At 60.4% G+C, this 13,368-nt stretch carries 11 protein-coding genes; 4 read left to right on the top strand and 7 right to left on the bottom strand.

Translation table 11 applies throughout. From position 1 onward, the window contains the following. The 3 genes from OXG98_12870 to OXG98_12860 are packed head-to-tail and all read left to right on the top strand — an operon-like array spanning position 1 to position 4,098. Entirely contained in the window at positions 1-1,569 is a 1,569-nt protein-coding gene (locus tag OXG98_12870; GenBank protein MCY3772896.1) for an aminopeptidase P N-terminal domain-containing protein, read from the top strand. 29 nt (positions 1,570-1,598) lie between these two features. Continuing rightward, positions 1,599-2,846, top strand: coding sequence for a molybdopterin molybdotransferase MoeA (locus tag OXG98_12865; GenBank protein MCY3772895.1), 1,248 nt, complete (start codon positions 1,599-1,601; stop codon positions 2,844-2,846). Between the two features lie 10 nt (positions 2,847-2,856). Next, the gene (locus tag OXG98_12860) at positions 2,857-4,098 is read left to right on the top strand and encodes a molybdopterin molybdotransferase MoeA (protein MCY3772894.1); all 1,242 of its coding nucleotides are present in this window, start codon (positions 2,857-2,859) and stop codon (positions 4,096-4,098) included. A gap of 107 nt (positions 4,099-4,205) precedes the next feature. On the opposite strand, the gene rsmG is transcribed toward OXG98_12860, so the two are convergent. From rsmG to rpmH, 7 genes are read right to left on the bottom strand one after another with little or no spacing between them, the layout of a single operon-like run. Beyond that, positions 4,206-4,931 (bottom strand): 16S rRNA (guanine(527)-N(7))-methyltransferase RsmG, encoded by a 726-nt coding sequence (gene rsmG, locus OXG98_12855; GenBank protein MCY3772893.1) that lies wholly within the window; start codon positions 4,929-4,931, stop codon positions 4,206-4,208. Next, positions 4,932-6,854, bottom strand: coding sequence for a tRNA uridine-5-carboxymethylaminomethyl(34) synthesis enzyme MnmG (gene mnmG, locus OXG98_12850; protein ID MCY3772892.1), 1,923 nt, complete (start codon positions 6,852-6,854; stop codon positions 4,932-4,934). It lies immediately after the preceding gene. A 27-nt stretch (positions 6,855-6,881) separates the two neighbouring features. Further along, entirely contained in the window at positions 6,882-8,264 is a 1,383-nt protein-coding gene (mnmE, locus tag OXG98_12845; protein MCY3772891.1) for a tRNA uridine-5-carboxymethylaminomethyl(34) synthesis GTPase MnmE, read from the bottom strand. 43 nt (positions 8,265-8,307) lie between these two features. After that, positions 8,308-10,074: a membrane protein insertase YidC gene (gene yidC, locus OXG98_12840; protein MCY3772890.1), complete on the bottom strand. Its 1,767-nt coding sequence runs from the start codon at positions 10,072-10,074 to the stop codon at positions 8,308-8,310. A 39-nt stretch (positions 10,075-10,113) separates the two neighbouring features. After that, a complete protein-coding gene (gene yidD, locus OXG98_12835; GenBank protein ID MCY3772889.1) occupies positions 10,114-10,413 on the bottom strand; it encodes a membrane protein insertion efficiency factor YidD in 300 nt (99 codons plus the stop codon). Further along, on the bottom strand, positions 10,398-10,769 hold the full coding sequence (rnpA, locus tag OXG98_12830; protein MCY3772888.1) for a ribonuclease P protein component: 372 nt from the start codon (positions 10,767-10,769) through the stop codon (positions 10,398-10,400). The genes yidD and rnpA overlap by 16 nt, the downstream gene beginning before the upstream one ends. A 32-nt stretch (positions 10,770-10,801) precedes the next feature. Then, the gene (gene rpmH, locus OXG98_12825) at positions 10,802-10,936 is read right to left on the bottom strand and encodes a 50S ribosomal protein L34 (protein MCY3772887.1); all 135 of its coding nucleotides are present in this window, start codon (positions 10,934-10,936) and stop codon (positions 10,802-10,804) included. Between the two features lie 342 nt (positions 10,937-11,278). Here rpmH and dnaA point away from each other — a divergent pair, with 342 nt between their 5' ends. Further along, positions 11,279-12,658: a chromosomal replication initiator protein DnaA gene (gene dnaA, locus OXG98_12820; protein ID MCY3772886.1), complete on the top strand. Its 1,380-nt coding sequence runs from the start codon at positions 11,279-11,281 to the stop codon at positions 12,656-12,658. The last annotated feature ends 710 nt before the right edge of the window (positions 12,659-13,368 follow it).

The raw sequence follows: 13,368 nt of genomic DNA, 5'->3' as shown, positions 1-13,368 counted from the left end.
ATGAAGCCACGAAGTACACCTGTTTCCTTTCCGGCCGGCACCGCGCCAGGCGTGGTCCTTTCCGTCGCGCTGTGGATCATGGCCCTCCATGGAGTAACCTCGGCTTTCCCGGCCGCCGCCCAGCCGGAGACAACGGCAATCGCGCAAGACGCCGGGCCGGCGCCGGTCGAGGAACTGGCGGAAAGGCGGGCACAGATCCTCGAAGGCATGGGAAGCGGAATCATGATCCTGTTCGGGGCGGAGCCCAAGGTCTTCAGCAACGACGTGAACTATCCCTACCGCCAGGAAAGCAACCTCTTCTACCTGACCGGCATCAGCCAGCCCGGCGCCACGCTCGTGCTGCTGCCCGGCAATCGGAGCCAGCAGGAGATCCTCTTTCTCCCAAGGCGCGATCCGGCCCGCGAGATCTGGACCGGCCACATGATCGGTGTGGAAGAAGCCCGGCGGATGACCGGGATCGAGCATGTATGGCCGAATGATGAATTCGACGCCTTTGTGGAGGCCGTCCTCGGCGGGTCCGCCTATGAAAGACGTCCTTCCGATGACGAAGGGGACTACCGGTCCATCGGCGAATCCATCGCGCGCGGAACCCCCGTGCCGGTCTGGCTCCTGGCCGACACCGCGTCCAGGTTCGGGACCCGGTATCCCCGTGCCCTCCAATTCGCCTCACAGGCCGCCCGTTTTCCCGCCGTCCAGGTACGGTTGGCTTCCCGCCTGTTCCGGGACCTGCGCGTCGTCAAATCGCCCTGGGAACTGAGACGGCTGCAACGCGCCATCGACATTACCGGCCTGGCACAGCGCGCCATCATGAGCAGGGCAGCCGACACTTCGGATCCGCTCAACGAATCCGAACTCGACGGCATCATTCTGTCTACCTATCGCGGCCACGGCGCGCACTGGGGGTTTCCGTCCATCGTAGCCTCGGGGCCCAACGCCACCACGCTGCACTACGAGGAAAACAACCGGGAGATAGCAGAAGGCGAACTCGTCCTGGCCGATATCGGCGCGGCCGTGGGAAACTACACGGCCGACGTCACCCGGACGTTCCCAACCGGCGGGGTCTTCACGGAAGCCCAGCGGGAAGTGTACGAGATCGTCCTCGATGTCCAGGCCCGGGCCATCGCCGCCGTCCGGCCCGGCATGACCATACGCGGGGTGCATGAGGTAGCGCGGAAGGCGATCGTGGACGGACTCCTGAGGCTGGGCCTGATTACGAACGCATCGGGAAACCAGTACCGCATGTGGTACATGCACGGCACGAGCCACTGGCTCGGGCTGGACGTCCACGACGTCGGAGGGAGGGACATGCCCTTCAGGCCGGGCATGGTGATCACGGTGGAACCAGGCATCTACATCCGGGAGGACACGCTGGAAAACCTGGACGACACCCCGCGGAACCAGGCGCTGATCGAGAAGATACGGCCCGCCTTCGAGCGGTACAGGAACATCGGGGTGCGTATAGAAGACGATGTGCTGGTGACCGAAGACGGACACCGGGTGCTGTCGGAAGCCACGCCCAAGTCGATCGATGCCATAGAGGCATTCATGGCGAAAGCCGCCGGCAGGTAAGCTGGACCACGGACTTCCGGGATGGACGCATGAACGCGGACCGTATGCTCACGGTGGAGGAGGCCCAGGAGATCGTGCTGGATTCGGTCTCCGTCTCGGGGATCGAGCGCGTACCGCTGTCCGAAAGCCAGGGCCGCGTGCTCGCCGAGGACGTGGCGCCGAAATACGACGTGCCGCCCCATGACAATTCATCCGTCGACGGCTATGCCGTAAGGGCCGCGGACACCGCAGGGGCATCCGCGGACGCCCCCTGCCGCCTCGGGGTCCTCGAAGACATTCCGGCGGGGACCGTCCCTTCCAGGAAGGTGGGGCCCGGCAAAGCTTCGCGCATCATGACCGGCGCCTTCCTCCCTGAAGGCGCGGACGCCGTCGTCATGGTGGAGAACACCAGGCAACTGAAAGAAGCGGTAGAGGTCCTCAAGGCGGTCGAACCGGGCCAGAACGTACGCTATCGGGGCGAGGACGTAAGGCAGGGCCGCCGCGTGCTGTTCGGCGGCGCTGAAATCGGTCCCGGCGAGATCGGCCTCCTGGCGGCCTTTCAAAGATCCCAAGTCGCGGTTAGGCGGCGCCCCGCCGTGGCCATCCTTTCCACGGGCGACGAGGTGGTCGAGATCGACGAAAGGCTCGTTCCGGGCAAGATCGTCAACAGCAACAGCTATTCCCTGGCGGCACTCGTGCGGGAATGCAACTGCCGGCCGGTCAACCTGGGTCTCGCCAGGGACAGCGAGTCAGAGATCGCAAAGGCCATACGGTCGGCGTTGAGCGCGGATGTAGTCCTTTCCACCGGGGGCGTTTCCGTAGGCGACTACGACTACGTGAAAAAAGTGCTGGAAGACCTCGGCGCGGACATGCGATTCTGGCGGGTGAAGATGAAGCCGGGCAAGCCCCTCGCCTACGGGCTCCTGCAGGGGAAGCCCTTCTTCGGCCTGCCCGGCAATCCCGTGTCATGCATGGTTTCTTTCCTCCTCTTCGCGCGGCCCGCCATGCGCAAGATGATGGGCTATGGTCCGCAGGACTGGCATTTGCCCGCGGTCCCGGCGCTACTCGAGAACGATCTCACGGCCGGGGGCGACCGGCGGCACTATCTCCGCGCCAGGATCACCCGTACCGGCGGCCGGTTTCACGTCTCGACCGTCGCGGGCCAGGGATCGGGCATGCTCAGCTCCATGACCGGAACGAACGGGCTCGTCATCGTGGAAACAGGGGTAACGTCCGTCGCGTGTGGAACCGAGGTTTCGGTGCTGCTGATGGGCGCCGTCGGCCAGGCCGTGCCGTAAGGAGACCGCCATGATCTCCGTAATCGAAGCCCGTGACGCCATACTGAACCGGATCCGGACGGTCGGTGTGGAAAGGGTCGACATCGTGTCGGCCCGGGGCCGAGTGCTGGCGGAAGCCGTCCACGCCACAAGGAACCAGCCGCCCTGGGACAATTCAGCCATGGACGGCTATGCGGTGCGGGCTGCGGACACGGTACCTTCGTCACCGGATTCCCCGGCGGAACTGGAGATCGTCGAAGACCTGCCCGCCGGATACGTGGCGAAACGCTCCGTCGGCCCAGGACAGGCGATACACATCATGACGGGCGCGCCCGTGCCCGAAGGCGCGGATACCATCGTCCGCGCCGAGCGCACGCTGCGGGTGGATGAGCGCCGCGTTCGCATACTCAAGCCCGTGGAACCCGGAACCGATCTCCGCAGGGTCGGGGAAGACATCCGCGACGGCGATCTCATTATACCGGCCGGCACACTGATCCGGCCGGCGGAGGTCGGTCTGCTGGCCTCGACCAATCGCTCCCACGTATCCGTATACCGCCGGCCGCGGGTCGCCATACTGTCCACCGGCGACGAAATAGTGGACGTGGACGAGCCCCTCGAAGACGGCAAAATCGTGGACAGCAACGGATACGCCCTTACGGCCCTGGTGGCGGATGTCGGCGGCATACCCCTGCGGCTGGGCATCTGTCCCGATACGCAGGAAGCGCTCGAGCAGGCCCTGCGCGACGGGCTCGTGGCAGACGCGATCATCACATCAGGCGGCGTTTCGGTGGGAGAGTACGACTACGTCAAGGCCGCCCTGGAAGCCGTCGGTACGTCCATGGCTTTCTGGAAGGTTTCCATGACACCGGGGCGGCCCCTTGCTTTCGGCGCCATCGACGACACCATCGTATTCGGCCTGCCCGGAAACCCGGTGGCCTCCATGGTGACCTTCGAGCTCTTCATGCGGCCCGCTCTGCTCAAGATGCAGGGATACACTCACCTCTACCGCCCCACGATCAAGGCCGTGCTGTCGGAGGACATCACGAAGTCCCTTGGACGAAAACAGTTCATTCGCGTGACCCTCGATCGGCGCGGCGATACTTTCTTCGCCTCGCGTACCGGAGCGCAGGGCTCCGGCATACTGAGATCCATGTCCATTGCCGACGGCCTGGCTGTCAGTCATGAAGACCAGGAATTCATGAAGGCGGGGCAGGAAATCGAAGTGATGTTGCTCGGTGGATACAGCGGGTTGTCTACTTTCCGTAACTACTGATATATCAATACCTTATACGGTTTTACGTGTTGCGCTGGAAAACTGTATATTTTTATGTAAACATGCCTTGCGGCTATACGGGACGAACGGAGAGAGGGTAGGCTGATTCATCGGTGGTTTTCTGGTCGATTTGACGCTTGTTTCTCTTCATGTGGCGCACAACCCGCCGGACCCGATCCTGATAGTGAGTGTTTTCTCAGCACGACCAGTGTAGGTGATCTTGGGGCATCTGCATCGTACCGGTGTATGCCGTCCACGACCATCCCCTGTGCTGCCATGGCTGCTCTGGCCGACTTGGTTTCTTCTTCGGGCATCGGACCCTTGTAACAGATTAATTTCCCCTCCGGCTTCAAAACAGGTCCGCACCAGGTGACCAACTGACCGATTGAAGCCACCGCCCTGGCCACGGCGCCATCGTACAGCTTCTCCGGTTCAAGCAGCGATTCAGCGCGGGTATGCTCCACCGTTACATTGTTCAGCACAAGAACGCGCCTCATCTTACGAAGAAATGTGCTTTTCCTGCGGTTTGATTCAACCAACACGAAGTCTGTATCGGGCAGTAATATGGCCAGAGGAATGCCGGGAAAACCACCCCCGCTTCCAATGTCCAGAATCGTCCCGTCAGTTGGAAGGATGCCTTTCAGGACGGGCATCAGCGAATCCAGAAAGTGCCGCGATGGAATGCGGTCCATGTCGTTTCTGGATATGAGCCCGAACACCGTGTTTACGCGCCGGATCTCGTCTCGGTATCGGCCAAATGCCCCGATTTTATGGGCATCCAGCTGATGGCCGGTGTCCCCGACATCCTGCAGGAACTGCGCAAATGAATCCATTTATGCTTCGGGATGTTCCACGTGGAACACCTGGTTTTCACTGCGGTCAGTTGCATTGATTCGTTCGAGGTGCACTGCGAGGATGGACAGGTCCGCCGGCGTTACGCCGGGGATCCGGGATGCCTGCCCCATGGTTTCCGGCCTGATGGCGGTCAGCTTCTCGCGGGCTTCATGGGACAGCGCGGCAATGGAAGTGTAATTAAAGCCCAGGGGGATAACACGTGTTTCCCACGACCGCATTCGGTCGATTTCCCTCTGCTGGCGTTCGAGGTATCCCGCGTACTTTACGGCAGTCTGGATCTGACCGATGACAGAGGGCTCATGGGCCATCGGTTCCGGATCGACGGTGGATATGTCGGAATACTGTATCTCCGGACGGGACAGTAACTTATGCAGAGACACCGGTTCCGAAACTGGTGCGGAAGACCTGGTTTTGAGCAATGGATTCACCTGTCCGGGCGCCACGTACATCCCCTTTAGCCGATTCATTTCTTCTTCCACCAGCCGCCGCCTTGCGACCGTGGCGTCGTGCCGTTCCCTGGAAATCACACCGTTTTCGAAAGCGCGGTCCGACAGGCGCATATCCGCGTTATCGTGCCTCAGCAGCAGCCGGTATTCAGCCCGTGACGTGAACATCCGGTAGGGTTCATCCGCGCCCTTCGTGATGAGATCGTCTATCATCACCCCGATATAGGCCTCACCCCGGTCGAGCGTGAACGCCGGCCGATTCCTTACTGACAGCGCGGCATTGATGCCGGCCAGAATGCCCTGCGCAGCCGCCTCCTCATAACCCGTCGTGCCGTTGATCTGTCCCGCGAGGAACAGCCCGCCGACCTGCCGGGTCTCAAGGCTCCGGGTCAGATTCTCCGGGGGGATGAAATCGTATTCCACGGCGTATCCGAATTGGAGAATGACGGCGTTCTCGAGGCCCTTGATCGTACGCAGCGCCCTGTCCTGCACGGGTTCCGGCAGGCTGGTCGAGAATCCGTTTACATACACCTCGTCGGTATTCCATCCTTCGGGCTCCAGGATGATCTGGTGGCTGTTCCTGTCGGGGAATCGAACGATCTTGTCTTCTACGGACGGACAGTACCTGGGACCGCGTCCCGTGATACGGCCCGAGTACATCGGCGACTGGTCCAGCGCGGACCGGATGATATCGTGCGTCAGGGCACTTGTGAATGTCAGGTAACATGGGAGCTGTTCATCGGCCGGCGACAATCTCTCATGGGAGAAATGCTCGGGAAACTCATCTCCGGGAATAACTTCTAAATCACTGTAATCTATAGAGTTGCCATCTATTCTAGGTGGCGTGCCGGTCTTCAGTCGGCCGATATTGAAACCGAGGGCCCGCAGGGAGTCCGACAGCTCCGTTGCCGCCTTTTCTCCCAGGCGTCCTCCAGGCGCGTTGCTCGTTCCACGATGCATGACACCGTTCAGAAAAGTTCCGGAAGCCACGACCACGGCCCTGCATGAAATGGACCTGCCGTCGCTCGTCCGGACTGCCGTCACGCGACGGTCGTCGATGTCCAGGTGCGTCACCTCTCCTTCCACCACTCTCAGGTTTTCGGCCTCCCCGATGACCCGCTGCATGTACTCCCGGTAGGCCGCCCGGTCATTCTGGGATCTCAAGGACTGCACGGCCGGACCCTTGCGCGTGTTCAGCATCTTGACCTGCAAGGCCGTCGCATCCGCGGCCTTGCCCATTTCGCCGCCCAGCGCGTCGACCTCCCGCACCAGTTGGCCCTTTCCCAGGCCGCCGATGGACGGGTTGCAGGACATCTGCCCGATTTTCGACGCATCAAGGGTAACGAGCGCCGTTGTCACCCCCATTCTCGCCGATGCCAGGGCGGCTTCGCATCCCGCGTGGCCACCGCCGACCACGAGGACTTCCACCGGTTTCGTCAGTTCAGTTCCGGTCACCGCATGGTCCTTGTTCCACGTGGAACATCATTTGCCTATACAGAACCTGGAGAAGACATGGTCCAGTACCGCATCACCGATTTCTTTTCCCACAAGAACGCCGAGGTGACGGACGCATTCCCGTAGATCGATGGCGGCCATCTCGGCGCCGAGCCCTTCTTCCAGGACTCCGATACCTCGATCCAGGCTCGCCTTAGCCTGGTTCAGCAGATCCCCCTGGCGAGCATTCACTACGAGGCCCGACTCGAATCGGGCGGGATCGTATTGTACGATATCAAGCATCGCTTCCACCAGGTCGTCCAGGCCCGTGCCCGCTTTTGCCGATGTCCTGACGCAACGGCCTCCGGCCGTCATTCCGGCGTAGGAATCCGGATCGTACGTATCCAAGTCGCACTTGTTCAATATAAACACGCAGTCTCGCCGGGACAACAGGTCCGCAAGACTCCGGTCATCGTTGTCCGGCGGTCCGGAGGCGTCGAAAACCACCAGCGGTATGTCCGCCTGGTCCAATTCCTTCCGCGACCGTGCAACGCCCTGCCGTTCAACCCAATCCGACGTCGACCGGATTCCCGCCGTATCCACGAAAGTGACGGGCACACCCCGGATATCGACGCTCTCCTCAATGGTATCCCGCGTCGTCCCCGACTCCGGATGCACGATGGCCCGGTCCAGGGACGTCAGCATGTTGAGCAGACTGGATTTTCCCACGTTGGGCTTTCCGAGCAACGCGATTCGGACGCCGTCCCTCAGTACGCGCGTCTCGTGGGAAGACTTGATCAGGCGGTCCAGCGCTTCCTGGACGGGGCGCAGTTGATCCAGGAAGGTCCCGGGCTCCATATCCGGGATGCCCTCTTCGGTAAAATCCAGCGTAACTTCAATATATGCAATGACTTGAATAAGTTTCACCCTGAATTCGTCTATCTGCTGCGAGCAAGTTCCGCTCAACTGCCTGAGCGCCGCACGCGCACAGGCGTCGGTCCGCGCCCTGATCAATTCTCCCACCGCCTCGGCCTGCAAGAGGTCGATCCTGCCGTTGAGAAACGCACGTTTCGTGAACTCGCCGGGTTCCGCCGGCCGGGCGCCCGACCGGACCAGCACATCCAGGATCATGGCGCCAGGCACCATGCCCCCGTGGCCGCTGAATTCGATCAGGTCCTCCCGGGTATAGGTGCGCGGCGCCTTGAAGAGCGACATGAGCACTTCATCGACCCGTTCGCGGCTTCGAGGATCGACGATGTGGCCGTGATGTATGGTATGCGTCCGGCACGCGGAAGGCCGGTCGGCGCCGCTGAAAACGCGGTCGGCGATGGCGAACGACTCGGGGCCGCTCATGCGCACCACGCACAGGCCGCCCTCGCCGGGCGGCGTGCCGATCGCGGCAATGGTATCGTTCGGGGCCTGCGAGGTCATGGGGTTATCGAGGCGCGCGGTCCCTGCTGCGCCCGGGACTGCGTCACTTTGCGAGTTGGACCGGGAAAAAGCGGTTCTGTATCGCCTGCTGCGCGATGGTCAGCACGTTGATCATGGTCCAGTACAATATGAGACCGGATGGCAGGTTCATCATGATGAAGAACAGCACGGCGGGCATGATGTAGACGAACATGGCCTGCCGGGGATCCTTCATCGTCATCTTGGACTGGAGCAGCATCGTGGCCGCCATGAGGATGGGCAGCACGTAGTACGGGTCCCTGAGGGACAGGTCCTGGATCCATCCGACGAATGGCGCGTCCCGCAGTTCTATCGTACTGCTGAAGATGGTATAAAGCGCGATGAGTATCGGCATCTGCAGCAGCAGGGGCAGACACCCGCCCAGGGGGTTTACCCCCGCTTCCCGGTACAGCTTCATCATCTCCTGGTTCAGTTTGGTCGAATCGTTCTTGTACTTTTCCTTGAGCGATTCCATTTTCGGCTGGAGTGCGGCCATGCCCTGCGTGGCCTTCATGCTCTTGTGGGTCAGGGGAAAGAGCAGGATCTTCACAATGATGGACAGCACGATGATGACGATGCCGTAATTGGAGATGAACTGGTGCAGCCAGACCAGCGAAATGAGCGTGATCCTGCTGATCGGCTGAATGATCGTCCACCCGAGATCGACAGCGCCCTCGAGGCCGTATCCGTATTGCTCCAGCGTATCGTAGTGGACCGGTCCCAGGTAGAGGAGGAAATTGTCCGTGAGCGGGGAGGCGAGTCCCATGGACAGTTCCGCGGCGATCTGGCGGTCGTCATACTGGGGCCGCTGGAAGGGCCGGCCGTTCAGCCGGTAGCCCCTGGCCTTCCTGTCCACGGGCACCATGGCGGTGAAGAAATACTTGCTGCGGACCCCGACCCAGTGGGTTTCCCCCGTGGTCTCGGGCCTGGGGTCTTCCAGCTCCCCGCCGAGATCTTCATCGATCACGGTGTCGTTGAGCGAGGCGAATCCCCGGAAGGCGTACAGGTCCTGGTCCCAGTCCTTCTCCGTCACGTTGATCCCGCCGCCCCAGCGGAGATAATACTTGCTGCCCAACGCCAGGTTCTCGCCGCCGTATATCCTCACCTGGAGGTCTACGGCGTAGTCGTCCCGGTTGATTGCGAATACCTTGGTGATGGTCAGACCCCCGGGCGTATCGGCCGTGAGTGTTACCGATCCCGTGGCCTGTCCGGGACCGAGCACGACCGCGTCGCGGTCCGCCGCGAACCGCAGGGCCCGGGTGCTGCGGGGTCCCCGCTCCGTCGTGAGAATGATGTCGGGACCGGATTCGCGGTCGGGAGGGACGAGCTCTACGTCTTCTCCGCCGATACCCCGATAACCTTTGATTTTCCAACTGGTTATGACGCCGCCCAGCGTGCTGATCACACCACGGAAGTTCTGGTTTTCAACGACGATTTCACGTGGTTCCGGAGCGCCTTCGACCGGGGGGAGGAACAGTACGCGCTCGGAGCGATCCCAGCTGTCCGCGGCCAATTCCCTTCGGGGGCCGCTTTCGGTCCGGGCGGCCGGAGTCCGTGCCGGCGCGGGCTCGAACTCGTCCGCCGGGGCATCGTAGGCCGGTTCGGCGGCATCGCCTGTCGAGTAGGTCCCCGCGGGATCATCTACCGGCGGGAAGTCTCTCTCCTGTTCCGGCGTGAACGTCCGGTCGACGGGGGGCGGACGCGGAGGCGCGTACATGGGATATATAATGTAGTAGTATCCGATCCAGGTCAGGATGATGAGGCCGAAGGCGCCGAGTACCCGCTTTTCCATAGTTGACGTGATTCCAGGGTTGTAAGCCGTGGCATGCGGCTATTCGTGTGATCCGCCTGATCCGCCTGGACCGCCCGGGCTAACCGGGCCGGCCAAGCGGTCCGGTCGTTCCACCGGGTCGTATCCGCCCGGGTGAAAGGGATGACAGCGCAACAGCCGCCGCACGGCCAGGTAGGATCCGGCGAACGGACCTCGTCGTTCCAGCGCTTCAATGGTGTAATTCGAACAGGTGGGGGTAAACCTGCAGCTTGGCGGAAGGAACGGGGATACTGCCAGTTGGTAGCCGCGGACGACCCATGCGAGCGTGGTTGCGACCGCTGCGGTCAGCCTTTTCCACATAAACGTGTCACCGCGGTATGGTAGAGGGAAAGAAACTCTTCATTCATCTGGCGGTACGTAGCTTCCTGCCTGGGACTGCGGGCGATGAGCACCAGGTGCACGCCGCGCTTCAGGCGGTTCCTGTTAAGCCGGTAGATCTCCCGCATTCTCCGGCGAACCAGGTTGCGCTCGACCGCGCCGCCGTAGCGCCTGGTCGCAATGAAACCGACCCGGCGCTCGAGCCGGTCCGGAGAGGAAGCCAGGGACAGGATCATGGACCGTCCCCTGACGGTCAATCCGCTTTTCCTCACCCGCTCGAACTCCCACCGGTGTCTCATGCGTTCGTCGTGGGGAAAACATCGGGAACCGGCGGCCATGGTGCATCGGTCCTGCGGCGATCCGGCGGCGCCTAAACGGCAACGCGGGTCCTTCCCTTGGCGCGGCGGCGGTTCAGGATCAACCGCCCCGCCTTGGTGCTCATCCTTCGACGAAACCCGTGCCTGCGGTGCCGCTTCAGGTTGCTCGGCTGAAAGGTCCGCTTCATCAGTTACTCCCGGCTTTTCACGCTTTTCACCTTAAAAAAAACAGCCCTCTATATTACCTGGAGAGGCTGATTTTGTCAAGTGGTTTTAGTTCATTCCAGTGGTGCAAATCTTTTCGATATAACTCTTGACAGTGCGCTGCCCACGCTACATACTAATGAGGAGATACTACCCGCAACGTTTCCGCCTTCCGTGGATTTGTTGTCGTACCCAATTATCGTTTAAATGTTGTAATTACAATTATTTAGCATGTTGCATGCGAGTGTACGCGCATGCTTTCGGACCGGCTTTTCCCGGTCCGCCCCCCGATGTTTCGGCCCCCTGGGCAGACAAGGTAATCCGCAATGAAGCAGGAAGATCCTGCACAACTCTGGTCGGTGTGTTTGTCGGAACTGAGGGGCATGATCCCGGCGCAGACGTTTGCGACCTGGTTCGAGCGGACCAAGGGGCATGACGTAACACCGGATAAATTCACCATAGAGGTGCCGAATCCGTTCTCCGGCGAGCGGATCCTGAAGGGGTTTCACGACAAGATCAGCCAGGTCGTGACGACCCAGCTCGGCCGCCAGGTCTCCATAGACTATCATATTTTCGAAGGCAATACGCAGATTGTCCCCGTGCTCACCGACCTGCCCTCCTACGGTCCGCCCGGTCCGGCCCAGGCGGCCCGCGAACGGCAGACCGCGGACGAAGAGGAAACCGACAACCTCTACGACAACTACACCTTCGAGAACTTCGTCGTGGGGGAATGCAACGACTTCGCCCACGCGGCCTCCCTGGCCGTGGTAAAATCCCCGGGCCAGCAGACCTTCAACCCTCTCGTGATCTACGGCGGCGTCGGCCTGGGCAAGACCCACTTGGCGCAGGCGATCGCCCACGAGTCGAAACGGCTCGGGACCGTCGACCGCATCCGGTACGTCACGTCTGAAATCTTCTACAGCGAATTCATCGAGTCCATACAGGAAAAAAAGACGAAGGAGTTCGCGCAGACCTACCGAAACGTCGACCTGCTCATCGTGGACGACATCCAGTTCTTTTGCAAGGGGCACAAGGACCGCACCCAGGAGGAGTTCTTCCACACCTTCGACATGCTGCGGCAAAAGGGCAAGCAGATCGTCCTTACCAGCGACCGGATCCCGAAGGAGCTTTCCGGCCTGGAAGAACGCCTGGTGTCCCGGTTCGAGTGGGGGCTGCTCGCGGACATGAAGCCGCCCGACTACGAAACCAGGGAAGCCATTCTTCAGAAAAAAGCGGACAAGGACGGGCTGTCGCTGAGTCCGGACGTCATCGCCTATATTGCCGACCGGGTCGCATCGAACATACGGGAACTGGAGGGAGCCGTGCTCAGCCTGCTCGCGTACGCTTCGCTGAGTCACTGCGACATCACCATCGATGTGGCGAAACGCGTGCTGAGCAACAAGATCCGCAGAAAACAACGTTCCGCGGGGATCGAGGATATTCAGAAAGCAGTAGCCCGGCACTACGACGTGTCCGTCGAGGATCTCGCCGCGAAGACCCGGAAAAAGCACGTGGTGACGGCCCGCCAGATCGCCATGTTCCTTTGCCGGGACATGACCCGGGCGTCGCTCAAGGACATCGGGGCGATCTTCGGCAAGAGAGACCACACGACCGTTATACACGCCTGCCAGACGGTCAAGAAGCTCCTGCTGAACGACGAGCACCTGCAGGAAGACCTCGATAAGATCAAGAATTCGCTGCTGTAGCCCGCCTGCCGTTCGGTAATGCCTTTCACACCGAGATGGAAGCACCAGGGTGTGGATAAATGTGGAGTTATCCACACCTTGTCAACATGGGTTGCTTCCTGTAACCTTCCCTCCGGCAATATGTTTCGTATTGTTTATCCAATGTATCCACACCTATCCACCATCAATGTCAAGCCTTGATGTGGAAATGGGTTCCGGATCGGGCACGAAACGACATTCCTACGGTGGGGGATCCGTTCACACCCGGACCGGGTCCATCGGGGTGTGTTTTTAATGTGGATAACCCCGGAGATACTGGCATAAGAAGTGTCGATGTCATATGTATAACAGCGCGTTTTGGCCGATTCGTGTTCTAGTGTGTGGATAAATGTGGATAAACATCTGTTTAGGTGGTTGTTTTTCCACATCTTGTTTTTGATATAAATTATTGTATATGTTGATTTTATAAAGAAAGATACTGTATTATCAACATATCCACATAGTATATTAGTATTATTATCTTTATATATCATACTTAATATATACTATATATGGTACGTTTTCAGTGTCCCCTTGCCACATTCTACAACATGGTGTAGGTTTTACCACACAAATCCCTTGCGCAAGCCCTCCTCGTTCTTTATATATTCAATAGTTGTAAAAGGTTACTGTACATAACACCCACCCCTGTAGCGTTCTGCGCGCTCCGGACCGGGCAAGGCAACCGGTGC

Source organism: Gemmatimonadota bacterium (assembly GCA_026706345.1).
In the GTDB taxonomy this organism is placed as follows: domain Bacteria; phylum JAAXHH01; class JAAXHH01; order JAAXHH01; family JAAXHH01; genus JAAXHH01.
The sequence above is the reverse complement of the archived record's forward strand: the minus strand, read 5'-3'. Positions and strand labels throughout refer to the sequence as shown.

What these genes read in the sequence shown, in the direction of transcription:
- OXG98_12860 (MCY3772894.1), top strand. Translation starts at nt 2,857, where the DNA reads ATGATCTCCGTAATCGAAGCCCGTGACGCCATACTGAACCGGATCCGG.
- OXG98_12870 (MCY3772896.1), top strand. Translation starts at nt 1, where the DNA reads ATGAAGCCACGAAGTACACCTGTTTCCTTTCCGGCCGGCACCGCGCCA.
- OXG98_12865 (MCY3772895.1), top strand. Translation starts at nt 1,599, where the DNA reads ATGAACGCGGACCGTATGCTCACGGTGGAGGAGGCCCAGGAGATCGTG.
- rnpA (MCY3772888.1), bottom strand. Translation starts at nt 10,769, where the DNA reads ATGGCCGCCGGTTCCCGATGTTTTCCCCACGACGAACGCATGAGACAC.
- dnaA (MCY3772886.1), top strand. Translation starts at nt 11,279, where the DNA reads ATGAAGCAGGAAGATCCTGCACAACTCTGGTCGGTGTGTTTGTCGGAA.
- yidD (MCY3772889.1), bottom strand. Translation starts at nt 10,413, where the DNA reads ATGTGGAAAAGGCTGACCGCAGCGGTCGCAACCACGCTCGCATGGGTC.
- yidC (MCY3772890.1), bottom strand. Translation starts at nt 10,074, where the DNA reads ATGGAAAAGCGGGTACTCGGCGCCTTCGGCCTCATCATCCTGACCTGG.
- rpmH (MCY3772887.1), bottom strand. Translation starts at nt 10,936, where the DNA reads ATGAAGCGGACCTTTCAGCCGAGCAACCTGAAGCGGCACCGCAGGCAC.
- rsmG (MCY3772893.1), bottom strand. Translation starts at nt 4,931, where the DNA reads ATGGATTCATTTGCGCAGTTCCTGCAGGATGTCGGGGACACCGGCCAT.
- mnmE (MCY3772891.1), bottom strand. Translation starts at nt 8,264, where the DNA reads ATGACCTCGCAGGCCCCGAACGATACCATTGCCGCGATCGGCACGCCG.